The sequence below is a fragment of the Psychrobacillus sp. NPDC093200 genome (assembly GCF_050280345.1).
GTDB classification, from domain to species: domain Bacteria; phylum Bacillota; class Bacilli; order Bacillales_A; family Planococcaceae; genus Psychrobacillus; species Psychrobacillus faecigallinarum.
In genome coordinates this window covers 447,819-469,686 of sequence record NZ_JBNNVC010000002.1, presented here as the reverse complement: position 1 = coordinate 469,686, position 21,868 = coordinate 447,819, and the positions used below count along the sequence as shown (strand labels likewise).

General features: G+C 37.2%; 23 protein-coding genes. 8 read left to right on the top strand and 15 right to left on the bottom strand.

The genetic code is table 11. The features are described from left to right. Positions 1 to 41: 41 nt before the first annotated feature. The 4 genes from ACQKNZ_RS09940 (at position 42) to ACQKNZ_RS09925 (ending at position 2,966) form a co-directional block, all read left to right on the top strand. Positions 42 to 377 carry a hypothetical protein gene (locus ACQKNZ_RS09940; RefSeq protein ID WP_144535929.1) on the top strand — a complete coding sequence of 112 codons (336 nt, stop codon included), beginning with the start codon at positions 42 to 44 and terminating at the stop codon, positions 375 to 377. 84 nt (positions 378 to 461) lie between these two features. Next, entirely contained in the window at positions 462 to 1,589 is a 1,128-nt protein-coding gene (gene ispG, locus ACQKNZ_RS09935; protein ID WP_144535927.1) for a flavodoxin-dependent (E)-4-hydroxy-3-methylbut-2-enyl-diphosphate synthase, read from the top strand. 11 nt (positions 1,590 to 1,600) lie between these two features. Continuing rightward, on the top strand, positions 1,601 to 2,179 hold the full coding sequence (locus ACQKNZ_RS09930; RefSeq protein ID WP_427659433.1) for a hypothetical protein: 579 nt from the start codon (positions 1,601 to 1,603) through the stop codon (positions 2,177 to 2,179). A 169-nt stretch (positions 2,180 to 2,348) separates the two neighbouring features. After that, complete coding sequence (locus ACQKNZ_RS09925) at positions 2,349 to 2,966, top strand: NAD(P)-binding oxidoreductase (RefSeq protein WP_340863273.1); 618 nt, start codon at positions 2,349 to 2,351, stop codon at positions 2,964 to 2,966. A 325-nt stretch (positions 2,967 to 3,291) separates the two neighbouring features. On the opposite strand, the gene ACQKNZ_RS09920 is transcribed toward ACQKNZ_RS09925, so the two are convergent. The 3 genes from ACQKNZ_RS09920 to ACQKNZ_RS09910 are packed head-to-tail and all read right to left on the bottom strand — an operon-like array spanning position 3,292 to position 5,311. Beyond that, a complete protein-coding gene (locus tag ACQKNZ_RS09920) occupies positions 3,292 to 3,702 on the bottom strand; it encodes a Fur family transcriptional regulator (protein WP_144535922.1) in 411 nt (136 codons plus the stop codon). Continuing rightward, positions 3,699 to 4,547 (bottom strand): metal ABC transporter permease, encoded by an 849-nt coding sequence (locus ACQKNZ_RS09915; protein WP_144535920.1) that lies wholly within the window; start codon positions 4,545 to 4,547, stop codon positions 3,699 to 3,701. The genes ACQKNZ_RS09920 and ACQKNZ_RS09915 overlap by 4 nt, the downstream gene beginning before the upstream one ends. Beyond that, on the bottom strand, positions 4,544 to 5,311 hold the full coding sequence (locus ACQKNZ_RS09910; protein ID WP_427659430.1) for a metal ABC transporter ATP-binding protein: 768 nt from the start codon (positions 5,309 to 5,311) through the stop codon (positions 4,544 to 4,546). Before ACQKNZ_RS09910 ends, ACQKNZ_RS09915 begins: the two co-directional genes overlap by 4 nt. Before the next feature lie 102 nt (positions 5,312 to 5,413). Between ACQKNZ_RS09910 and ACQKNZ_RS09905 the strand changes: the two genes are divergently transcribed. After that, entirely contained in the window at positions 5,414 to 5,674 is a 261-nt protein-coding gene (locus ACQKNZ_RS09905) for a hypothetical protein (RefSeq protein ID WP_144535916.1), read from the top strand. 28 nt (positions 5,675 to 5,702) lie between these two features. On the opposite strand, the gene ACQKNZ_RS09900 is transcribed toward ACQKNZ_RS09905, so the two are convergent. Together ACQKNZ_RS09900 and ACQKNZ_RS09895 are read right to left on the bottom strand one after the other, a co-directional pair. Continuing rightward, a complete protein-coding gene (locus tag ACQKNZ_RS09900; protein ID WP_151109435.1) occupies positions 5,703 to 6,590 on the bottom strand; it encodes a deoxyribonuclease IV in 888 nt (295 codons plus the stop codon). A gap of 12 nt (positions 6,591 to 6,602) precedes the next feature. Further along, on the bottom strand, positions 6,603 to 7,901 hold the full coding sequence (locus ACQKNZ_RS09895; protein WP_144535912.1) for a DEAD/DEAH box helicase: 1,299 nt from the start codon (positions 7,899 to 7,901) through the stop codon (positions 6,603 to 6,605). A 104-nt stretch (positions 7,902 to 8,005) separates the two neighbouring features. Between ACQKNZ_RS09895 and vrrA the strand changes: the two genes are divergently transcribed. Both vrrA and ACQKNZ_RS09885 read left to right on the top strand, forming a co-directional pair. Beyond that, positions 8,006 to 8,707: a VrrA/YqfQ family protein gene (vrrA, locus tag ACQKNZ_RS09890; protein WP_427659427.1), complete on the top strand. Its 702-nt coding sequence runs from the start codon at positions 8,006 to 8,008 to the stop codon at positions 8,705 to 8,707. 68 nt (positions 8,708 to 8,775) lie between these two features. Then, positions 8,776 to 9,753, top strand: coding sequence for a 4-hydroxy-3-methylbut-2-enyl diphosphate reductase (locus ACQKNZ_RS09885; protein WP_151109431.1), 978 nt, complete (start codon positions 8,776 to 8,778; stop codon positions 9,751 to 9,753). A 52-nt stretch (positions 9,754 to 9,805) separates the two neighbouring features. Here the strand turns inward: ACQKNZ_RS09885 and ACQKNZ_RS09880 are convergent, their stop codons facing one another. The 9 genes from ACQKNZ_RS09880 to ACQKNZ_RS09840 form a co-directional block, all read right to left on the bottom strand. Next, a complete protein-coding gene (locus ACQKNZ_RS09880) occupies positions 9,806 to 10,924 on the bottom strand; it encodes a Nif3-like dinuclear metal center hexameric protein (RefSeq protein WP_151109429.1) in 1,119 nt (372 codons plus the stop codon). 2 nt (positions 10,925 to 10,926) lie between these two features. Further along, positions 10,927 to 11,619, bottom strand: coding sequence for a tRNA (adenine(22)-N(1))-methyltransferase (locus tag ACQKNZ_RS09875; RefSeq protein ID WP_427659424.1), 693 nt, complete (start codon positions 11,617 to 11,619; stop codon positions 10,927 to 10,929). A 349-nt stretch (positions 11,620 to 11,968) separates the two neighbouring features. Further along, positions 11,969 to 12,352 carry a cytochrome c550 gene (gene cccA / locus ACQKNZ_RS09870; RefSeq protein ID WP_144535902.1) on the bottom strand — a complete coding sequence of 128 codons (384 nt, stop codon included), beginning with the start codon at positions 12,350 to 12,352 and terminating at the stop codon, positions 11,969 to 11,971. A gap of 141 nt (positions 12,353 to 12,493) precedes the next feature. Continuing rightward, positions 12,494 to 13,633 (bottom strand): acyl-CoA dehydrogenase family protein, encoded by a 1,140-nt coding sequence (locus ACQKNZ_RS09865; RefSeq protein ID WP_144535900.1) that lies wholly within the window; start codon positions 13,631 to 13,633, stop codon positions 12,494 to 12,496. 260 nt (positions 13,634 to 13,893) lie between these two features. Continuing rightward, positions 13,894 to 14,460, bottom strand: coding sequence for a hypothetical protein (locus tag ACQKNZ_RS09860; protein ID WP_144535898.1), 567 nt, complete (start codon positions 14,458 to 14,460; stop codon positions 13,894 to 13,896). 160 nt (positions 14,461 to 14,620) lie between these two features. Continuing rightward, positions 14,621 to 15,748: an RNA polymerase sigma factor RpoD gene (gene rpoD, locus ACQKNZ_RS09855; protein WP_144535896.1), complete on the bottom strand. Its 1,128-nt coding sequence runs from the start codon at positions 15,746 to 15,748 to the stop codon at positions 14,621 to 14,623. A 32-nt stretch (positions 15,749 to 15,780) separates the two neighbouring features. Further along, positions 15,781 to 17,613, bottom strand: a complete 1,833-nt coding sequence (gene dnaG, locus ACQKNZ_RS09850) for a DNA primase (RefSeq protein WP_151109425.1) — start codon at positions 17,611 to 17,613, stop codon at positions 15,781 to 15,783. 215 nt (positions 17,614 to 17,828) lie between these two features. Further along, complete coding sequence (locus ACQKNZ_RS09845; protein WP_144535892.1) at positions 17,829 to 18,638, bottom strand: pyruvate, water dikinase regulatory protein; 810 nt, start codon at positions 18,636 to 18,638, stop codon at positions 17,829 to 17,831. Positions 18,639 to 18,649: 11 nt separating this feature from the next. Next, the gene (locus tag ACQKNZ_RS09840) at positions 18,650 to 19,288 is read right to left on the bottom strand and encodes a helix-turn-helix transcriptional regulator (RefSeq protein ID WP_151109423.1); all 639 of its coding nucleotides are present in this window, start codon (positions 19,286 to 19,288) and stop codon (positions 18,650 to 18,652) included. A 328-nt stretch (positions 19,289 to 19,616) separates the two neighbouring features. On the opposite strand from ACQKNZ_RS09840, the gene ACQKNZ_RS09835 reads away from it, so the two are divergent. Beyond that, on the top strand, positions 19,617 to 20,999 hold the full coding sequence (locus tag ACQKNZ_RS09835; protein ID WP_144535888.1) for a glycine--tRNA ligase: 1,383 nt from the start codon (positions 19,617 to 19,619) through the stop codon (positions 20,997 to 20,999). A gap of 80 nt (positions 21,000 to 21,079) precedes the next feature. Here ACQKNZ_RS09835 and recO read toward each other — a convergent pair whose 3' ends face one another. Further along, on the bottom strand, positions 21,080 to 21,865 hold the full coding sequence (gene recO / locus ACQKNZ_RS09830) for a DNA repair protein RecO (RefSeq protein WP_154310641.1): 786 nt from the start codon (positions 21,863 to 21,865) through the stop codon (positions 21,080 to 21,082). Between the last annotated feature and the right edge of the window lie 3 nt (positions 21,866 to 21,868).

Sequence of the window (21,868 nt, the reverse complement as noted above, 5' to 3'; positions counted from 1 at the left end):
GTTCCCTCCTGCGACATAGAGTTCGTTAGGGGGGATTTTTAATGAAACTATTTTTAGCAACCATCGCGCTACTTGTTTCGTTTTATATTATTAAGGTAGATTTGTTTGAGGGAACTATCCCATTAGCATATTCGAGTGAGATACAAATGGAGAAGTGCATTGAATCTCCTAACTATATTGTTGCAGAGATTATGCCTGGGGAAACTATCTATTCTTTATTTGCGATTTATCCTACTAGTGAAGATATTTCATTTACTAAACGTTTAAATGATTTTTATGAGCTAAATCCTCATTTAAAAAACCAGTCATTCCATGTAGGAGAAAAAGTACTTTTACCTGTTTATACATCGCAAACAAACTGTAAAAAAGAAAATTAGAGGTTTCTTCCTTGTCAATTCATTTGAAAGACTGATAAAATGGTGGATAGTGACGGCATAAAGCCTCAAGAAGGAGAGAATTTCATGAGTGAAATAATTCATCGTTCCAAAACTCGTCCTGTGCGAGTTGGAAACTTGACTATAGGTGGCAGTAACGAGCTTTTTATCCAAAGTATGACTACAACTAAAACACATGATGTAGAAGCAACTGTGGCGGAAATTTTACGCCTAGAGGAAGCTGGTTGTCAAATCGTTCGTGTAGCTTGTCCAGATGAACGTGCCGCTTATTCGATCGGCGAGATAAAAAAACGTATTAATATTCCATTAGTAGTGGACATCCATTTTGATTATAAATTAGCGCTAATCGCTATCGAACAAGGTGCTGATAAAATTCGTATTAACCCAGGTAACATTGGGCGCAAGGAAAAAGTAGAAGCTGTAGTAAATGCGGCTAAAGCAAAAGGTATTCCAATCCGAATCGGTGTTAATGCTGGTTCTCTAGAAAGAAAAATTCTAGAGAAGTATGGCTATCCTACAGCAGATGGTATGGTAGAAAGTGCTCTTCACCATATAAAAATTCTAGAAGACTTAGATTTTCATGACATTATTGTTTCGATGAAGGCTTCTGATGTTAGCTTAGCAATTGAAGCTTACCGCAAGGCTTCTGAAGCATTTGACTACCCACTTCACTTAGGAATCACTGAGTCAGGTACATTGTTTGCAGGTTCTATTAAAAGTGCTGCTGGCCTTGGAACACTTCTAGCGATGGGTATTGGTAACACAATGCGTGTATCACTAAGTGCAGATCCAGTTGAAGAAGTAAAGGTTGCAAGAGAGCTTTTAAAAGTATTCGGTCTTTCTTCTAACGCTGCAACACTTATATCATGTCCGACTTGTGGACGAATCGAAATAGACCTAATTTCTATTGCAAATGAAGTAGAAGAATACATTTCTCATATTAAGGCACCTATTAAAGTAGCAGTATTAGGATGTGCAGTAAACGGACCTGGTGAGGCTCGTGAGGCTGACATAGGTATTGCAGGTGCACGAGGAGAAGGTCTTTTGTTCCGTAAAGGTAAAACTGTTCGTAAAGTTCCCGAGGAAACAATGGTTGAAGAGCTAAAAATCGAAATTGATAAAATTGCTGCTGAGTATTTTGCACAACAAGAGCTAGATAAACAACAAAAGGATGCTGAAACACAACAAGCGTAAGGAGAGATACAATGACGAATGTACGATTCGGCATAGATATAGATGGGACAGTTACTTGTCCTACTTCTTTGCTTCCACATATAAATGATGTTTTTAAATGTAATTTACAGTTAGAGGATATTAAAGAGTACGATTTAACAAAGGCATTTGAAGTAGACCAAAAGGAATTTTATGAATGGTTTAAGTCGTCTGAGTCAGTAATCTACGCTACCTCCCCTATTCAAGCAGATGCTAAAGCGGTTTTATCTGCTTGGAAGGAAAAGTATGAGCTATACTTTATCTCTGCTCGTGGAGAAAATGTCATGGACGTAACTTTAAACTGGTTTAAAGAGCAAGAGCTACTATATGATCATATCGAATTGATCGGTACTCACAACAAAATAGAAACTGCCAGAAAACATGGCGTACATGTATTCTTTGAAGACAAGCATGACAATGCTGTAGAAATTAATGAAGAGCTAGATATTCCAGTTTTATTGTTCAACACTCCATATAATCAACAACCCGCTCCTAAGGGCGTCATCCGAGTGAATAACTGGATTGAAGCAAATAATTGGATCGAAAAAGAATTTTCGATGACTATTAAGTAATATGAAAAGGGGTAACCTGTTAAGGGTTATCCCTTTTTTTAGGTAAAATAGTATTTTCAAGCTTCAATTGAAATGTTACTTAATCAATACAAACTTACTTGTAATCGGACATAGGTGTTTCCTGATTATAGGCTAAGTAATACAAAACATTAGAAAAGAGGAAACAGACATGGATATTATTATATTCGGAGCAAATGGCGGTGTAGGCAAACAATTTACTAAATTAGCATTAGAAAAGGGTCACTCTGTCACAGCATACATACGGACCCCCTCTAAGCTAGCGATGGAGCATGAAAATCTGACTATTATTCAAGGTGACGCTTTTGACAAGAAAGCCGTCGAGGAAGCTATAAGTGGCAAGGAAGCAGTTATTTCATGTTTAGGATCCACTACTGGGATGAAAAAATCTACTCAACTAGAAAATATGATAAAAAATGTAGCTGATGGAATGGTTGCGAATAATGTGAAACGAATTATTTATACTGCCTCTGCAGGTGTGGAAAATGAAATACCAGGGATAATGGGCAAAATGATGATGAAAATGCTGGGTAACGTGTTAGCCGACCATAAAAATGCAATTGATTACATTAAATCGAATGATTTAACTTATACAATTGTTAGACCAATGGGACTAACAGATAAAGCATTTACTGGTAATTATAAAGAATCTACTACAGGTGTTCCTAATTCAGGGCGATCTATATCTAGAGCAGATGTTGCTGAATTCATCTATAAGGCATTAACAAATAGCGAATACGAAAACACTTCTGTAGGAATTAGTAGCTAAAACCTTTTAAGATAAATGAAACTAACAATCGTGGACACATACTTGAGAAGGAAATAAGCCACAACAAGCAGCAAATAATAGTGGCTTAATTCTTCACTCCCCATTCTTTTCCTGACTACGCTTTCTCTCAGAGAGTTTTACGACAATCCGAGCTCCGATTACTACAATAGGTCTCTATTTTACGACAATCCTACGGAAATTTACTACAATCCCCTGCATGTCCCTTCTCTCGAGAAGGTTTTACGACAATCCGTGCTCCATTTAAGAAATTTACTACAATCCCCTGGCAACAAAAAAAGTGTAAACCATTAAAGGCTTACACTTCTCAATGACATTCTGGACAGTTTCCGTAAATCTCAAATTTATGATTTTCTATCTCATACCCCGGTATACTATTTTGAAGCACTTCCATTGGGCAAAAATTGATTTCTTTAATGTTGCCACATTTTAAACAAATAAAATGGTGATGATGATGATCTACTTCACATTGCATTCGAAAGTTCTTTTCCCCTGCCAGCTCTGTTTCTTCTAAAATACCAAGCTCTACGAAAGTATTAAGATTACGGTAAATTGTATCGTAGCTCATACCCGGGTGTTCCTCCATCATGACATCTAATATATCTCTAGCTGTAATATACTTACTTGTTTTAGAAAAAATATCGAGAATCTGTTCTCGCTTATCGGTTTTCTTAAAGCCTTCTTTTTTTAAAAGATCCCATGCTTTTTCTATGTTCATGTTGCAACCGCTCCTTTTCTTCCCACCTTTTTAGCTAAGATAGCTAGAAGCAAGATAATAATAGAAGTAACGACAATAGTTCCACCTGGGGCTAAGTCCAAATAAAACGCGCTTACTAGTCCAATGACAACAGCTAGTTCGCCAAAAATTACAGATAGAATAAGAGCCTGCTTAAAGCTTTTGGATATTCTCATTGCTGCTGCCACAGGCAGTGTCATAAGCGAAGAAACAAGTAATATACCGACAATTCTCATAGATGCAGCAATCACTAGAGCTGTTACCACCATGAAAAGCATATGGATCCATTTAGCAGGAAGACCTGAAGCCTTTGCATATTCTTCGTCGAATGATAAAACAAAAAGTTCTTTAAAAAATAGCCCTAAAAATAATACCACAACAATTGAAATGCTAATAACTATCCATAAATCTTGTCTGCTGACGGCAGATACGGAACCAAATAAGTAACTAAACAAATCTGAACTGAATCCCTCAGCTAAGGAAATAAATATAGCACCAAAACCCAAGCCTGCTGACATAATGATGGGAATTGCCAATTCTTCATAATGTTTATATAGACGACGCAGCCTTTCGATAAAAAGTGAGCCCGTAACCGAAGCAACTATTCCTAAATATAATGGATTAAGTAGCGCTAATGCCCCAATCGATTGGCTTAAGTAAAGACTACCTGCTATCCCTGCAAGGGTCACGTGGCTCAGGGCATCTGCTATCAGTGATAGCCTTCTTACAACGATGAACACGCCCAACAGAGGAGCAATAATTCCAATAATCAACCCCGAAGCAAATGCATTTTGAAGAAATTCGTATTGAAAAATAGATTCTATCATGACTGTACCTCACCTTGGTGCTCAACTTTACGGACCGAATGACCGTACCATGCTTCCAATTGTTCTTCACTCATCAATTCCATGTCTTTTTTAAAACCATGAAAGTGCATTCTTTGATTTAGACATGCCACATGACTGATGCTAGTTGAAACGGCGTCAACATCATGGGTAACTAGTATGACAGTAATATTATGTTCACGATTCAAGTGTACTAACATATTATAAAATGAACGAACATTTTTGCTGTCAATTCCAACTGTAGGCTCATCTAATATTAATATCTTAGGATTACTAATCATTGCTCTTGCGATGAATACTCTCTGTTGCTGGCCACCAGAAAGCTCTCCTATATTTTTATTAGCGAAATCTTCCATTCCTACTGCCTTTAATGCTTGTCGAACTTGAAGTTTAATATTCTTAGGGAAACGCTTAAAAAGACCTGTTTGTTTAACAATTCCGCTTCTAACCACTTCACTTACTGTGGCAGGAAAGCCCGTATTAAACGAATTCGACTTTTGAGATACGTAGCCTATCCATTCTCTCTCTTTAAATTTATGAGCAGGCTTTCCAAATAGGAATACCTCTCCACTTGTTGGCTTTAACAGTCCTAGCATAATCTTTAGCAGAGTGGACTTTCCAGAACCGTTAGGACCAATAATAGCTAGGAAATCTCCTTCCTCAATGACTAAGTTAATATCGATTAACGCTTGTGTTTGTTCGTATTTATAAGAAATATTATGTAATTTGATTAATGGTAAGGACACTTTGTTTCCTCTATTCTAATTCAGAATGATTACGATTTACAATGATAAAGTATAGAGGATAAATCGTATTGTGTAAATAAAATTGCTTGAAAGGATGTTTATATGGATATTGGGAAGTTTATAATTCAACTACAAAACTGTACTAAAAAAGAATTTAAACAAATCCTAAAAGGTTTTGACGTGAAGCTGTCGGATAAAGAAATAGAGGGAGTTCATCCATTGCTTCAAGAAATTTCTATAACTTGGCTAGTATTAGGAGTACCTAATGCCATCCAGCAAAAACTGATTCAAATTTTAGGTGAAAAGCGCGCTATTACTCTTTATGAGCAGTTAAAAGAAAAAGGCCCCTCCTCTTTTCGTTGAAAAGAGAAGGTGCCAGACAATTTAAATATTACACAGTAAGTAATTCTAATGCCTTAGGGTCAAATAATTTAGAACGAAGCATCTCAATCTCCATTTTATAAGGAGCTTTTTTCGATTTAGCATCTACACCAACAAAAGGCGTCTCTAGTATTTTAGGTATTTCTGTAAGCTGTGGATGATGCACCACATATTGAAGTGCCTCAAATCCAATTTCACCAAATCCAATATTTTCATGACGGTCTTTAGCTGCTCCACAAACGTTCTTACTATCATTAATGTGCAACACTTTTAAACGGTCAATTCCAATAAGTTTGTCAAACTGATTTAATACACCATCAAAATCATTTACTACGTCATAGCCAGCATCATGTATATGGCATGTATCCATACAAACTGACAATCGATGATTATTTGTAACACCATCGAATATTTGAGCAAGCTCTTCAAAAGTCCTTCCACACTCTGATCCCTTACCTGCCATTGTTTCTAATGCAATTTGGACAGGGTGTTCAGTTGTCAAAACTTCATTCAAGCCTTCTATAATTTTTTGTATACCTGCTTCAGCTCCAGCGCCTACATGAGCTCCCGGGTGAAGAACAATTTGTGTTGCACCTATCGCAGCAGTACGCTCCACTTCTTTTTGGAGAAATTCTACACCTAAAGCAAATGTTTCTGGCTTTGTGGTATTTCCTAAATTAATAATATAAGGTGCATGAACCACAATATTAAAGATGTCATTTTCCTTCATATGCTGTAATCCAGCCTCAATATTTAATTCCTCAATTGGTTTTCTACGTGTGTTTTGAGGTGCTCCAGTATATATCATAAATGTGTTTGCACCGTATGATGCTGCCTCTTTACTAGATGCCAGAAGCATTTCTTTACCACTCATGGAAACGTGTGATCCTAGTAGCATGAAAGTCCCTCCTTATTTCTTACGGTTTTTAATGCGACGCTCTCTTTTCTTCACTTTGTCCATTTCCCATTTCATATTACGCTTGTAGCCTGGTTTAACTTTTTTAGGTTTACGGACTAGCGCCTTCGCTTTCGCATCGATTTCATTTTCTACTTTTGTTCTATTCTTTCTAGCATGGCGTTCTTTTAGCTCTGTCCATTCACCGTTACTTACATCTTTGTGTTCAAATGTAATCCCCATTTTTTCTATACGGTTTAACGCATCCTCATCAGATGGTTCAAACAATGTGATTGCTGTCCCAGTTAGCCCTGCACGAGCCGTTCTACCAACTCGGTGAATAAAGAATTCTAAGTCCTCTGGAATTTCATAATTGATGACATGGCTTACTCCAGGAATATCAATTCCACGAGCTGCTAAGTCTGTTGCAACTATATATTGATATTCTAATTCATGAATTTGTTTCATCACGCGTTTACGATCACGAGGAGAGATATCTCCATGTACAACGCCTACTTTTACGCCGTTACCTTGTAAGTAATTTGCAACTTCATCGGCATTTTGCTTTGTATTAGCAAAGATAATTGCCAAATAAGGATTGATACCTTCAATAACATCTAATAATCGTTTTTTACGAGATTTACTACGTACAGGTACAACAGTAAAGTCAATACCATCTGCTACTGGGCGTTTGTCACCTATTTTAATATGCACAGGAGAGTCCATATATTTTTTCAAGAATGGTTGTAGTTTTTCTGGAATAGTTGCAGAGAATACAAACATCTCTAATTGATCAGGCATACGTGATGCGAACTGATCTATTTCGTTTATAAAACCTAAATCAAATGCTAAATCTGCTTCATCCACTACTAATACATTTGCAGTATGAACTAAAAGCGCTTGTTCAACAGTTAAATCACGAAGTCGACCTGGTGTACCAACGACTATTTGTGGCTGTGTTTTTAACTTTTCGATTGAACGAGCCTTGTCTGTTCCTCCTATGAATAGCTTAGTTTGAATCTCTGTACCCTCTATTAACTTGTTCAACTCTTTATATATTTGAGTTGCAAGTTCTCTTGTTGGAGAAGTTATGATTGCTTGTACCTCTTGTTTACTAGCATTTACTTTTTCAACAATCGGTATCAAGAAGCTATGAGTCTTTCCAGTCCCCGTGTGTGCTTGACCAATCGCACTTTTCCCCTTTAATACTAAAGGAATGATTTCTTTTTGAATTGGTGTTGGTTCCTGGAAGCCTAATTTATTTATTGCTTCTTGTAAAAACGGTTGAAAATTATAATCTGTGTATTTGGACATTTGAGTCCCTCCCTATCATATCTTTATTGTAACACGATTGTACATAAAACGGATAATTTGCATAGAATAGAATAGTCTGTATGTTCGAAAGGAGATGAAACAAATTGCGCTATGAATCTTTTTATCCATTCGCTCAAAGAGGGAATGACTTTTCTAATTTTGGCAATCAAAATTCCTTCCAGAATGCCCCTCCTCCTCCACAAAATTTCGGTGAAGCTCCAAGTGGTCCTAGTAATGGACCGGCTAGCGGACCTCTTACTAATTTAGTAAGACATTTCCAAGGAGGCAATGGTGGTTCTTCAGCTCCACCTACTGGAGGCGGTTTTAGCCAGGGTCCTCCCCCTGGAGCTGGCATGTTTGGGCAAGGACCTCCTCGTGGAGGATTTAATGCGGGAGGACCGCCAGGTGGTCCTCCCGGAGGTCCTCCCGGAGGTTTTGGACCAGGACCACAAGGCTTTGGGCAAGCCGCAGCAGCGGCTGGCGCTGCTGGTGCCGCTGGAACTGCTGCTGCAGGGGCTAGCGGTCTAAGCAGTAAAACGATGTCTTATTTGCAGACTGCTGATAAGTTTATTAATACAGCTCAACAACTAACACCTATGGTCAAACAATGGGCACCTATGATACAGAATGTACCTGCACTATTGAGACTTTATCGAGGCTTCACAGCTGCTCCTGCTGCAGGAGCAGCAGCAACTGCAGCCACTACAGCTTCGGCGGCTGCTGCAGCCCCAGTAGCAAGAGCAGCAAGCGCGGTAGCTTCCACTGGAGGTGCCTCGCTACCTCGAATCTTCCAGCCGCCGTTTTAATACTTTGTAATCAACCTTAACCTCCGTTATAATATGAGTATGCTCGTATTGAAGGGAGTTTCTTAAAAATGATTGTACAAAAAATTTCGCCTAGAGGATATTGTTATGGTGTGGTGGATGCTATGGTTATTGCACGTAACGCTGCGATGGACTCATCTCTTCCACGGCCAATTTATATATTAGGAATGATTGTTCACAACAAACATGTAACCGATGCTTTTGAGCAAGACGGAATTATTACACTGGATGGAGAAAATCGTTTAGATATCCTATCCAAAGTGGAGAAGGGTACCGTTATCTTTACTGCTCACGGTGTTTCCCCAGAGGTAAAAGAACTGGCACGTAAAAAAGGTTTAGTTTCTATAGATGCCACCTGTCCTGATGTTACTGTTACCCATGACTTAATCGAAGAAAAAACAGCAGAGGGCTTTGAGATTATTTATATCGGGAAAAAAGGACATCCCGAGCCAGAAGGCGCTATCGGAGTTGCTCCAGGTAAAGTACATTTAGTACAGACAATTGAAGACATTGAAAATCTATCCCTACCTGACGAGAAATTATTAGTGACGAACCAAACTACAATGTCTCAATGGGATGTTGTTCATTTGATGGATAAATTAAAAGAAAAATTCCCTAACATTGAAGTTCACAAAGAAATTTGTCTAGCCACTCAAGTAAGACAAGAGGCAGTTGCTGAACAGGCTGGCAAAGCAGAGCTTCTTATTGTGGTTGGCGACCCAATGAGCAACAACTCTAACAGACTCACTCAAGTTTCAGAGGAGATTGCAGGAACACCATCGTACCGAATTGGTGATATTTCCGACCTAAAATTGGAATGGCTAGAAAATGTCAATCATGTTGCGGTTACTGCTGGTGCATCCACACCAACTCCGATTGTAAAGGAAGTTATTCAATTTCTAGAAAAGTTTGATCCGAATGATCCATCAACTCATGATACTTCAAAGAAAGTACTTCCTGAAAAAATTCTTCCAAAAATTAAGATTCCTAAACCAGTTATTCGAATTGAACCATATTCTATAAATTAACAAAGCTGCTTCCTTGAGAAGCAGCTTTTGTTTTAGTGTGGACACTTAACCCTTAAATTATTCGAAAGGGCTCAGTAGATAATTGTGATGCAATAAAAATACAGTCCAATTTTTTTTCCTCACATTTAGCATTCATGTAATCTGAGACGCCTTTTTTCATGATCTGCTCTATGTGATGTCCAGGATCAATAATAGCAAGGTCTATTGCCAGTGCATCCTGTGCAATATGGAAATATAAATCACCTGTGACCAATACATCTGCTCCTGCTCTTTTCGCTATTTGTATATATTTGTTGCCATCTCCGCCTAATATTGCAACCTTTTGAACAGGTTTTTCCATTGATCCCACTACCCTAACAAATGGAACATTTAATTGAGATTTAACGGTGTTTGCATAATCCCCCAATGAGACTGAATTTGGTAGTAAACCTATTCTTCCAAGTCCCTTTTCATTGACTTCTATATCAAGTTCCATCAAATTGTATGCTGGTTCTTCATATGGATGAGCATTTAGCAGGGCTTTTAGGACTCTATTTTTCTTTGTAGCCGGGAACACTACCTCGATTTTATCTTCCTCAACTACTGCTAGTTTATTTGCCTCTCCTATATAAGGTTTTGCTTCACTATTTGGCTTAAAACGGCCCTCTCCGGGAGTTGTGAAGCTACAACTATCATAGTCACCTAGTTTACCTGCTCCTGCCTCCCCAATCGCTTTTCTCACGGCTTCAGTCGCTTCTTTAGGCGTAAAGACCTCTAGCTTCATTAGCTTCTCAGAAGTAGTCGGCTCTAAAATGGATACGTTCTCTAACTTCAAGGCATCGGCCAATAAATCATTTACTCCCCCTGTTGCAATATCCAAATTAGTATGAGCTGCGTAGACTGCAATTTCATGCTTTATCAACTTTTCAAATAAACGTCCTTGAGGTAAATCAGTTCTAATATTTTTTAGTTTATTATAGATAGGCGGATGATGAGCAATAATCAGCTGACATCCTTTTTCAATTGCTTCATCCACCACTTCGTTATTGACATCTAATGTTACAAGGACCTTAGTAACTGGCTTATCTAACCTTCCAATTTGAAGACCTACAGAATCTCCTTCTACTGCTAAAGAGCGAGGAGCCCATTCTTCAAAAAAGGAAATAAGATGCTGTCCATTTGTTTGCTTCATACTCACAACAGCTCCTTAACGATTGACATCTTGTTCTCTAGTTCCATTATTTTATGTTCAACTTCAGTGGAATTAGAGATAGTCTTTAATTGTGTCCATATTCTTTCCCATTCCTTCACTTCAACTGACCATTTTTTCTTAAATATATTTGTTCTGACTTGCATTAATATTGGTCCAACTAAGAGCTCCTGCTCAGTAAGAGTCATGCTCCCTTTTTTTAATACGATTACTTCATATATTTTAGAATGCTCCTCTAGAATAGTTTCCTCTTCAATTTTCCAGCCTTCTTTGACTGCCCATTCACGGATTGCCTTTGCGTGGATATTAGGTTGGAGAATTAACGTGTGGACATTCGTAAGCTTATGCTTGCCAGCTTCTAAGATGGAAGCGATTAATGGACCACCCATCCCAGCAATAGTAATCGTGCCTACGTGATCTTCCTCATTAATAACTTGTAATCCGTCTCCAAAACGGACCTCTATTTGATTTTCTAAACCTTCATTTTTAACTTGCTTTAAGGCAGATTCATATGGTCCTTTTACAACTTCACCCGCTATCGCTTTTTTGATAGTGGATTGATGCACTAAATAACATGGTAAATAGGCATGGTCACTTCCAATGTCAGCTAAAATAGTATTTTTTTCTACGTAGGAAGCTACTGTTTTTAGTCTATCTGATAAATTTTTTGCATTCATTCTTTACACCTCTAAAGTTATTATAACAAAAATAAAAAATGCGTTCGAGTACTTGCAGTGATAGTTTTCATTTATATAAAAGTATAACACTGCCCTAGTTTGAGATTTAACATGTCGTTGATTGGATTCTTAATTACAAATGAAATTTTATCGAAGAGCTGTATTGATAGATTATCGCTTTTCCACACTTTTAACAAAAATCATGTCTTACGATTCTTGCTCAAATTTTAATCATTTAATAAAATTCACATGAATATGTAATTTTATATTCTTTCTTGTCATTCATAAAAAGCAATACTAAAAAAAGACCTCGATTCTTAAAAAGAATCCGAGGTCTTTTATCGAAATATTAGTTACCTAAAGATTTGATCCAAGTAGCCATTTCATCTAGGTTTGCTTCTGGTACTAAGCCAGCAGGCATAGCGCCTTTACCGTTTGCTAAAACGTCTTTGATTTCATCTTCAGATAGTGCAGTACCAACTAATGATGGTCCCATTCCACCTTCATATGAGTTACCGTGACAGCTAATACATTTTCCTTGAGCAAGTGCTTCAGGATCGAATTCTCCAGCAGCAGCATCTTCTCCGCCTTCAGCAGATTCTCCACCTTCAGCAGATTCATGTTCTGAAGTGATTTCTTCTTTGTTACCTACGCCATCGATAGATAGGAAGAAAATTAAACCGATACCAAATGCCATAATTAATATAAATGGAATAATTGGATTCTTTTGCATAGTTAACCCTCCTTCTTTGATACATTCTTTTCTAATATAGAATTAGTCAACACTCATATTGTACTCCATTGTGTCGAAAACGAAAAGTGTTATTGAAGAAGTTTTATAGCTTTGTGACAAAATCGACATATTTTTTTAAAATTAACAACCAATATGTCTAGCAATTACCATTCGTTGGACCTCAGATGTACCTTCTCCAATTTCAAGTAGTTTTGCATCTCTCATAAAGCGTTCCACCTCATACTCCTTCATATAACCATATCCTCCGTGCAGTTGAATTGCTTGATCTGCCACTTCCATTGCAATTTCGGACGCATATAATTTACACATAGATGCCTCTTTACCAAAAGCACGTCCTTGATCCTTCAACCAAGCTGCCTTATAAACCATAGTTCTTGCTAATTCTATTTTCATGGCCATATCGGCAAGCTTAAATTGCGTAATTTGAAATTCTGATAAAGTTTTTCCGAATTGCTTACGCTCTTTAGAATATTGTAGAGCTCGATCAAAAGCTGCCTGAGCAATACCAACTGCCATTGCTCCTATACCAATTCGTCCACCGTCTAAGGTAACTAAAAACTGTCTGAACCCATTTCCTCGCTTACCTAACAAATTCTCTTGAGGTACTCTTACATTATCTATTACCAATTCCGTTGTATTAGATGCATTCAAACCCATTTTTTCATAATTGTCGATAACAGTGAACCCTTTAGCATCTGTAGGAACTATAATTGCTGATATTTCCTTTTTACCATCCTTAATATCCGTTATTGCAGTCAAAGCAAGATGCTTTGCATAGCTAGCATTTGTTATAAATGCCTTACTACCATTTATGACAAAATCATCGCCTTCTTCTTTGGCGGTTGTTTGAGTTCCTCCTGCATCAGATCCAGCGTTAGGCTCCGTTAAACCAAACGCACCGAAGGATTCTCCTGTACAAATTGGAACTAAATACTTTTGCTTTTGCTCTTCTGTTCCAAACAAGCTAAGCGGAGCTCCTCCTAGTGAAATATGTGCCGAGTAGGTAATGCCTGTAGAGGCACATGCACGGCTCAATTCCTCTGTTACAATAGCAAAGCTCACTGTATCTGCCCCTGCTCCACCATACTCTTCTGAAAACGGTAAGCCCATCATCCCCATGTCGGCTAACTGTTTAAAGACTTCTTTCGGAAAATGCTTTGTTTTGTCACGCTCAATAGCTCCAGGAGCTACAACTTCGTTAGCAAACTCCTTAATAGTCTTGCGAATCATCTGTTGTTCCTGAGTTAAATCAAAATTCATTTTATTCCATCCCCTTTGTAAATAAAAACGCTTACTTTTTTATTATACAAAAGATTGCGGAAATTAGCATATTAAAAAGCGATTCTATGTAACTAGTAATAATTATTACACAATAAATTGAAAGATTTATTATACGAATTGGTCCAAAGAAATAGGAAGCCAAGCCTTTCCTGCTTATTTACAGGCAAGAAGGTTTGGCTTCCTATTAGAATTAAAATCAAACTCAAAATTACCAGATTTCCAATTAATACATAATTTATCTATACGATATATATATAAGCTATATACACTAGTATGAAGATTATTCCCACTATACCGGAGATAGTGAAGTAAATTAGCTTCAAAAAAACTCCAGAAAGAAGCCATAAAATACAATTAGCTATAATCATGAATAATAATATATTTGGTTCACTTATAAAGTAGGCTTCCCAAATTTTAAAAGTAACCCCTAGCAAAAGCAACGCAGAAAAAACAAATAAGAGTGGGGTTAAAAGAGAGTTATTTTTTGCTAGTTTAATAGCAATGTAGACAAATGATATCACAGCAACTCCAGCAAATACAATCGGTAATATGTTTGAAGTCATAGTTAATAATGCGGTTAAAATCGCTAAAGTAATTAGTCCTATGAGAAAAATAACTCCATTCATTTTTAATGATGTTTTTTTCTTTTCCTTTTGCAAAACTGCTTGATTGTTTACTTCTATTTCTTCTTTCTCCCCTTGTGCATAAAGAGCAGTAAGAAAATCACAGTAATGCTCCGGGAGAAGTTTATTTTGCTTCCAGAAAGCTATTTCATTCAGTATTATTTGCTTTTTTTGAACTGACATACTAATCCTCTTTTCCATTCTCTACCTTATGCCAATTGGATAATCTGTGTTTGAAGACTTTGAGTTTATATCTTTCTATGTATCAGGTTGATTGCAACTTTTGGAAATATTTCGTATTTTATTACTGTAAAAAAGGCATCCTTTTTAGGATGCCTCTTTATTATTCTAAGAAATCTTTTAAGCGTTTGCTTCTAGAAGGATGACGTAACTTTCTTAAAGCCTTCGCTTCAATTTGTCGAATACGTTCACGTGTTACGCCGAACACCTTGCCAACTTCCTCAAGAGTTCTCGTACGCCCATCATCTAATCCAAAGCGTAAACGTAATACATTTTCCTCACGGTCTGTTAAAGTGTCTAACACATCTTCTAATTGCTCTTTAAGAAGTTCGTATGCTGCATGATCAGAAGGTGATTGTGCATCAGCATCTTCAATGAAATCTCCTAAATGAGAATCGTCTTCTTCCCCAATAGGTGTTTCTAAGGAAACTGGTTCTTGTGCTATTTTTAAGATTTCACGTACTTTTTCTGCTGGAAGATCCATCTCTTCTCCGATTTCTTCCGGTGAAGGCTCACGTCCTAAATCTTGTAGTAACTGACGTTGAACTCGAATTAGCTTGTTAATTGTTTCAACCATGTGCACTGGAATACGAATTGTTCGAGCTTGGTCAGCAATTGCACGAGTTATCGCTTGTCGAATCCACCAAGTTGCATAAGTACTAAATTTGAACCCTTTACGGTGGTCAAACTTCTCTACTGCTTTAATAAGACCCATGTTACCTTCTTGAATTAGATCCAAGAATAACATTCCTCGTCCCACATAGCGTTTAGCAATACTAACAACTAAGCGTAGGTTTGCCTCTGCTAGACGTTTTCTAGCTTCTTCATCTCCTTGCTCGATTCTTTCAGCAAGTGCGATTTCTTCCGAAGCCTTCAACAGATCTACTCGGCCAATCTCTTTTAAATACATACGAACAGGGTCATTGATCTTAACGCCAGGTGGAACACTTAAATCATTGAGATCAAAGGTTTCTTCTTCTTTCCCTTTCATCAAACGATCTAAATCCTCTTCATCTCCGTCTTTACGACCAAGTTCAATTCCTTTGCCCTCTAAATGCTCAATGAACTCTTCGATTTGATCTGATTCCAAATCGAAAGAAGCAAGTTTGTCGGCTATATCATGGTAAGTTACCTCACCATTTTTTTTACCTAGTTCGATTAATTGTTTTTTTGCATCTTCTAATGATAATTCGATATCCGTTTCTTTTGTACGTTCAGACTTGTCCGCCATAAGAATTCCTCCTTTTACTACCGGATGATTATTTATTGAAAATCTACTAAAGATTTCTTTAACTGAATGGCCTCTTGTGCCAGCTGGAGAGCTTTAGTTATATCCGACATTTTTTCAGCCTCTTTAGCTTCATGTAGCTTACGTTCTATTTGCTGCTCAATCCGGTATTTTCTAATATGGCGCAAACAGTCCATGACTTCTTCCGTTTCATGCTCTGGATCACGTTCTGAGAGCGCTGCTTCCATAACTATTTTTCTTAGTTCACCATCATTTAAAACTTCTAAAAACCTTTGATAATCACCATCGGGATAATCTTCGTAATAACCCATTAAGCGAACATATGCAGCTTCATATGCATCTCTTATAAAACATGGGCCATCATTGATGTTACTTATTGCAATATCAATTACTTGAGGGTTGTGAAGCATATGTGCCAACAATATTCTTTCCGCTCTTTCATCCGCTGAAATGGTTCGTTTCTTTTTCGGCAGCTCTTGAGGAGACGCAATAGGAAGAGAATGATTGCTTTTAGTTTCTTTTGCTTTTTTCCCCTGTATTTTGCGCAAATGTTGATATATCGCTTCTTCTGATACGTTTGTCTCTTGAGACAGCTGGCGAATATAGAGATCTCGCTCTACAGTAGAGTTTCTATCACTCAGTATTTCCAATATCTCTTGAATATACTGAAGCGTATCATTTTCGTTATTAAAATTCTTGTCCCTCTTTGACACAATCATCATAAATGAAAGATAAGAATGAGGTTTGTCAATAATTTTTTCCCTAAAGGCTACTTCTCCATAATTTTTTATATAGTCATCAGGATCCATTGCATCAGGAATAATTGCAACCTCAGTTTGAATACTTTGGCCTTGAAGAGATGTTGCAGCTTTACGAGCAGCCTCCATTCCAGCTTTATCACCATCGAAGCAAAGAGTGACATTGGTAGTTAATCTCTTGAGCTTGGTTATATGTTGAGACGTTAAAGCGGTTCCCATTGTTGCAACACCGTTTGTTATACCCGCTTTTGATGCTGAAATAACATCTAAAAAGCCTTCAAAAATAATCACATTGCGTTGCTTACGTATATCAAGTCTTGCTTTATCTAAGTTATAGAGAATTTGGCTTTTCTGAAAAATAGGAGACTCTGGACTATTTAGATACTTTGCTTCGTTTTCTTTCTTGTGTAGTATCCTTCCAGAGAACGCCACTACGTGTCCGGTTTCATCGAAAACAGGGAACATAATTCTTCCGCGGAACCGGTCAAAATACTTCAGCTCATTTTCTTTTCTTATAATAAGTCCAGTTTTCTCAATTTCTTGTAAATCCATACCTTTTCTCTCTAATAAGGTAGTAAGAGCATCCCAGCTAGGTAGTGACCAGCCTATTTTATACTTTTCTATAAGCTCGGTAGAAAACCCTCTTTCTTGTAAGTAATGTAATGCATTTTCTCCCTCCTCCGTGTGAAGTAACAGATGATGAAAATATTCGCTAGCAAACTCATGCGCTTTTTTCATAAGAGATACTTCTTTAGAGACTGGTGCTTTTTCCTCTATACTATGAGCTGACTTATGTTCAATCTCCATACCGAGACGACTACCAAGCTTACTAACAGCTTCATGGAATGAGAGATTTTCAATATCCATTAAAAACGTAATTACATTTCCTCCGGCTCCACAGCCAAAACAATGAAAAATTTGCTTTTCGTGTGTGACTGAAAAAGATGGGGTTTGTTCACCATGAAAAGGACAAAGGCCGAAGAAGTTTCTACCTCTCTTCGTAAGTTGAACATACTCACTGATTACATCTACAATATCTGTGTTATTTCTAACTTGTTCGATTACTTCTTCTTCTATACGATTCGTCATTATTTCACCATCTTTACTTGCTACTTAGTATTAATTCGAGAGACTTAAGAAAAATCCTGCAAGAATCGACAAAATAATTACACAAAAATACGAAATAATTCTTTTTTCCACAAAGAATTATTATAAAACATTTCAATATATTAATCTATACTTTATTCGCTTTCGTACATAAAAAAACCTTTTCACATTCGTGAATCGGTCTTTAATATTTCAAATTATTTTTGTTGGATTTGATTTATGACTAGATTAGCAGTTTCTTCTACTGCCCTATTAGTCACATCTATTACCTGACATCCAATTCGATTGACGATACGTTCAAAGTGTTCAATCTCTTCATTTATACGTTCTATCTTCGCATAGCTCGCATCATCCTTCAAACCAATAGCGATAAGTCTTTCTCTTCGAATCGAATTAAGTTTATCCGGAGTAATAACTAATCCAAAGCACTTCAATGGATCTATTTGAAAAAGTTCCTCTGGTGGCTCTACCTCGGGAACAAGTGGTACGTTAGCCACTTTATATCTTTTATTAGCTAAATACTGAGATAATGGAGTTTTAGAAGTTCTTGAGACACCAATCAATACTATATCAGCTTGTAAAAGCCCTCTAGGATCTCTTCCATCATCATACTTGACAGCAAATTCCACTGCTTCTATTTTTTTAAAATAGTCTTCATCTAGTTTGCGAACAAGACCAGGCTCTTCAAATGGCTTTTCATCTAATTTTTTTTCGAGCAGACTGATAACAGGCCCAATTAAATCTACGCATTGCAAATCGTACTTCTTGCAATACGTCACAATTGCCTCTCTCATATCATGCTGAACTAATGTATATAAAATACAAGCGTTCTGTTCTTTAGCCAAAGCAGTTATCTCTTTAATGTGGTCCATGGAGTCAATATGGGTAAATCTTTTTAGCTTTGTATGTTGCAAGCCAGGTCTAAATTGGCTGATTGCAGCCTTTGCAACTAATTCACCCGTTTCTCCTATAGAATCTGAGACGATAAACAGGTTTAACATTTTCATTTTTTCACTCCTCATAAATCATGGTCATCTGCTAAAGATAAGAAAGCTCGTGTAATATTTGTCTTTGTTATTCTCCCGACAATCTCTAAACCATCTTTAGTTTCTTTAACAACTGGTAAAGAATCGATTTGTCGACTCATTAGTTTATTAGCTACTTCTATCAATGTATCTTCTTTTAAACAATACGTCACATTAGGCATTCTTGTCATAATCATATGTACCGGCATTTTGGTTAGATCTTGATTTCCAATACTTGTACGTAAAAAGTCTTTCCTTGAAAGAACTCCCGACAATACAGACTTTTTATCTACCACGAACAACGATCCAACATCCTCTAAAAACATTTGACATATTGCATCGTAAACTGACATACCTTCTTCAACAACAACGGGGATAGATTGAAAATCCTTTACTAGCATCTGTGCAATATTATCTGAAATAGCCTGACTGGTTTTTTTACCAGAATAAAAATATCCAACACGTGGACGAGCATCTAAAAAACCAGCCATCGTTAAAATCGCGAGATCCGGTCTAAGTGTAGACCTTGTTAAACTAAGTCGTTCTGCTATTTGTTCACCTGTAATAGGCCCATTCCCTTTTACAATGTCCAAAATTTCGACCTGCCGTTTGTTGAGTTCGATTGGACTCACCGCCTCAAAATTATACTTATTCTAAATAATTATATACCATTATGCATCACATTGCTAAATAAAGAAGCATATGTTACAATCATCAATAATATTAAAGCGTTGAAGAGCATTATAAGTACTGTTATTTTAGCGAGTGGTGATAGTGTAAGACCACACCTACAGGAAACGGCAGCTCGGAGCTTAAGCTTTTAAAGTGGATTGTACAAACAATCAATCGGGGTGGAACCGCGGGTTATAAACTCGTCCCCGGGCTATTGTAGCCCGGAGACGAGTTTTTTTGTACTCATTTTACTTTAAAAGAATATTTATCAAATAGGAGGTATGTCAAATGGAATTTTCAATGGAAAATGTAGTTAGTTTAGCAAAACAAAGAGGTTTTGTATTCCCAGGCTCTGAAATATATGGAGGTTTGGCAAACACATGGGATTACGGTCCTTTAGGAGTAGAACTAAAAAATAATGTAAAAAAAGCTTGGTGGAAAAAATTCGTTCAAGAATCACCATATAACGTTGGTTTGGATGCAGCAATTCTGATGAATCCAAAAACTTGGGTTGCTTCAGGACATATAGGCAACTTTAATGATCCTATGATTGACTGTAAAAAATGTAAATCACGCCACCGCGTAGACAAAATTATTGAAGATGCATTAGATAAAAAAGGAATAGAAATGGTTGTAGACGGTCTTTCCTTTGAAAAAATGGAAGAGATTATGAAAGAACATGAGATTGTCTGCCCTTCTTGTGGTGCTTATGATTATACAGAGATCCGTCAATTCAACTTAATGTTTAAAACTTTCCAAGGAGTAACAGAATCGTCTACTAATGAAATTTTCTTACGTCCAGAAACTGCGCAAGGTATTTTTGTAAACTACAAAAATGTGCAGCGTTCTATGCGTAAAAAAATGCCATTTGGTATTGCCCAAGTAGGTAAGAGTTTCCGTAATGAAATCACTCCTGGTAACTTCACTTTCCGTACTAGAGAATTTGAACAAATGGAATTAGAATTCTTCTGTAAGCCTGGCGAGGATATGGAATGGTTTGAGTTCTGGCGCAATTATTGCAAAGAATGGCTTTTAAATTTAGGTGTTTCTGAGAATAGCATACGTCTAAGAGACCATTCTGACGAGGAGTTATCACATTACTCCAATGCAACAACAGATATCGAATATAAATTCCCATTTGGATGGGGAGAGCTTTGGGGAATTGCTGACAGAACAGACTTCGACTTGAAGCAGCATATGGAACACTCTGGTGAGGACTTCAATTATATCGATCCAATAACAAATGAAAGATATGTCCCTTATTGTATCGAACCATCTTTAGGAGCTGATCGTGTAACTTTAGCATTCTTATGTGAAGCTTATGATGTAGAGCAACTAGAAGGCGACGATCAACGTACAGTTCTGCGCTTCCACCCTGCTCTTGCTCCTATTAAGGCAGCAATCTTACCTTTATCTAAAAAACTTTCTGAAGGCGCTACTGCTTTGTTCTCTGATCTTAGCAAGCATTTCATGGTGGACTATGATGAGTCACAATCAATTGGTAAACGTTACCGTCGCCAAGATGAAATTGGCACACCATTCTGTATCACATACGACTTCGATTCAGAAACAGATGGCCAAGTTACAGTTCGTCACCGCGATTCTATGGAACAAACTAGAATGCCAATAGCAGATGTAAAAGCTTATATTGAAGAGCAATTACAATTCTAGTTAATGCATAAAAGGAGAGAAAGTGAAAAATTCACTTTCTCTCCTTTTTCTTATTTTTACAAAAAAATGCTCCTTCGAAATTACTCTTCCGAAGAAGAATCCTTTTGAGGATTATTATAGAACTCTGGGGTCTTTTCCATTTGGTCCAAAAACCCTTGAGATTTTAAACGTACTCCTACTTGCTCATTATAAATTGTTCGCACAATTTTTTTTATAAAACCTTTTGTTTCTTTTTTTAAGGAAAGCTTACCAACCTGATCTATCGGGACCGTATAAAATGTTCTGATTAGCTTAACCTGAGCTGGGGTTAACCGAATTAAGTATGGATCAATCGAAAAGCAACGATGACATAAGAAACCTATCTGAGCGAAGGAAAATGCAAATTCTCCATCTGTAGATCCACAATTTGAACATTGATGAAGTACAGGATATATGCCCGCAACAGGTAACATCTTCCATTCTACAAACAAGCTAATTGCCTCTGGGTCATAGCCTTCAGTTATAGCCTCTAACGCTTGCTGTAAAATCGTAAATACATGCGGTTTTGGTGACTCATCATCTATTAACTTATCAACTAACTCCATGATAAAGCTTGCATAGGCGGTGGTAAAAATATCTTCCCGGATTACACGCATCGAGTCAATAATTTCTCCTTGCTGCAGAGATCCCATGCCTCTTCCTTGCTGAATTAAGAAATATGCATAAGTAAATGGCTGAGAAATAGAAGAGAGCCGGCTCGTCGGCTTTTTTGCACCACGAGCCATAGCTGCCCTTTTCCCTAATTCTCGTGAGAAAATAGTTACTATTTTATCTGTTTCTCCGTAAGATGAGGTTCGTAAGACAATCCCTTCTACCTTTTGAAGCAAAAG

Excerpts from the sequence above, each read along its gene's own strand:
- ACQKNZ_RS09835 (WP_144535888.1), top strand. The coding sequence starts at position 19,617 with ATGGAATTTTCAATGGAAAATGTAGTTAGTTTAGCAAAACAAAGAGGT.
- ACQKNZ_RS09930 (WP_427659433.1), top strand. The coding sequence starts at position 1,601 with ATGACGAATGTACGATTCGGCATAGATATAGATGGGACAGTTACTTGT.
- ACQKNZ_RS09865 (WP_144535900.1), bottom strand. The coding sequence starts at position 13,633 with ATGAATTTTGATTTAACTCAGGAACAACAGATGATTCGCAAGACTATT.
- dnaG (WP_151109425.1), bottom strand. The coding sequence starts at position 17,613 with ATGACGAATCGTATAGAAGAAGAAGTAATCGAACAAGTTAGAAATAAC.
- ACQKNZ_RS09880 (WP_151109429.1), bottom strand. The coding sequence starts at position 10,924 with ATGAAGCAAACAAATGGACAGCATCTTATTTCCTTTTTTGAAGAATGG.
- ACQKNZ_RS09900 (WP_151109435.1), bottom strand. The coding sequence starts at position 6,590 with ATGCTACTAGGATCACACGTTTCCATGAGTGGTAAAGAAATGCTTCTG.
- ACQKNZ_RS09875 (WP_427659424.1), bottom strand. The coding sequence starts at position 11,619 with ATGAATGCAAAAAATTTATCAGATAGACTAAAAACAGTAGCTTCCTAC.
- ACQKNZ_RS09920 (WP_144535922.1), bottom strand. The coding sequence starts at position 3,702 with ATGAACATAGAAAAAGCATGGGATCTTTTAAAAAAAGAAGGCTTTAAG.
- ACQKNZ_RS09905 (WP_144535916.1), top strand. The coding sequence starts at position 5,414 with ATGGATATTGGGAAGTTTATAATTCAACTACAAAACTGTACTAAAAAA.
- ACQKNZ_RS09885 (WP_151109431.1), top strand. The coding sequence starts at position 8,776 with ATGATTGTACAAAAAATTTCGCCTAGAGGATATTGTTATGGTGTGGTG.
- ACQKNZ_RS09915 (WP_144535920.1), bottom strand. The coding sequence starts at position 4,547 with ATGATAGAATCTATTTTTCAATACGAATTTCTTCAAAATGCATTTGCT.
- ACQKNZ_RS09940 (WP_144535929.1), top strand. The coding sequence starts at position 42 with ATGAAACTATTTTTAGCAACCATCGCGCTACTTGTTTCGTTTTATATT.
- ACQKNZ_RS09895 (WP_144535912.1), bottom strand. The coding sequence starts at position 7,901 with ATGTCCAAATACACAGATTATAATTTTCAACCGTTTTTACAAGAAGCA.
- ACQKNZ_RS09925 (WP_340863273.1), top strand. The coding sequence starts at position 2,349 with ATGGATATTATTATATTCGGAGCAAATGGCGGTGTAGGCAAACAATTT.
- ACQKNZ_RS09860 (WP_144535898.1), bottom strand. The coding sequence starts at position 14,460 with ATGTCAGTTCAAAAAAAGCAAATAATACTGAATGAAATAGCTTTCTGG.
- ispG (WP_144535927.1), top strand. The coding sequence starts at position 462 with ATGAGTGAAATAATTCATCGTTCCAAAACTCGTCCTGTGCGAGTTGGA.
- ACQKNZ_RS09845 (WP_144535892.1), bottom strand. The coding sequence starts at position 18,638 with ATGAAAATGTTAAACCTGTTTATCGTCTCAGATTCTATAGGAGAAACG.
- cccA (WP_144535902.1), bottom strand. The coding sequence starts at position 12,352 with ATGCAAAAGAATCCAATTATTCCATTTATATTAATTATGGCATTTGGT.
- rpoD (WP_144535896.1), bottom strand. The coding sequence starts at position 15,748 with ATGGCGGACAAGTCTGAACGTACAAAAGAAACGGATATCGAATTATCA.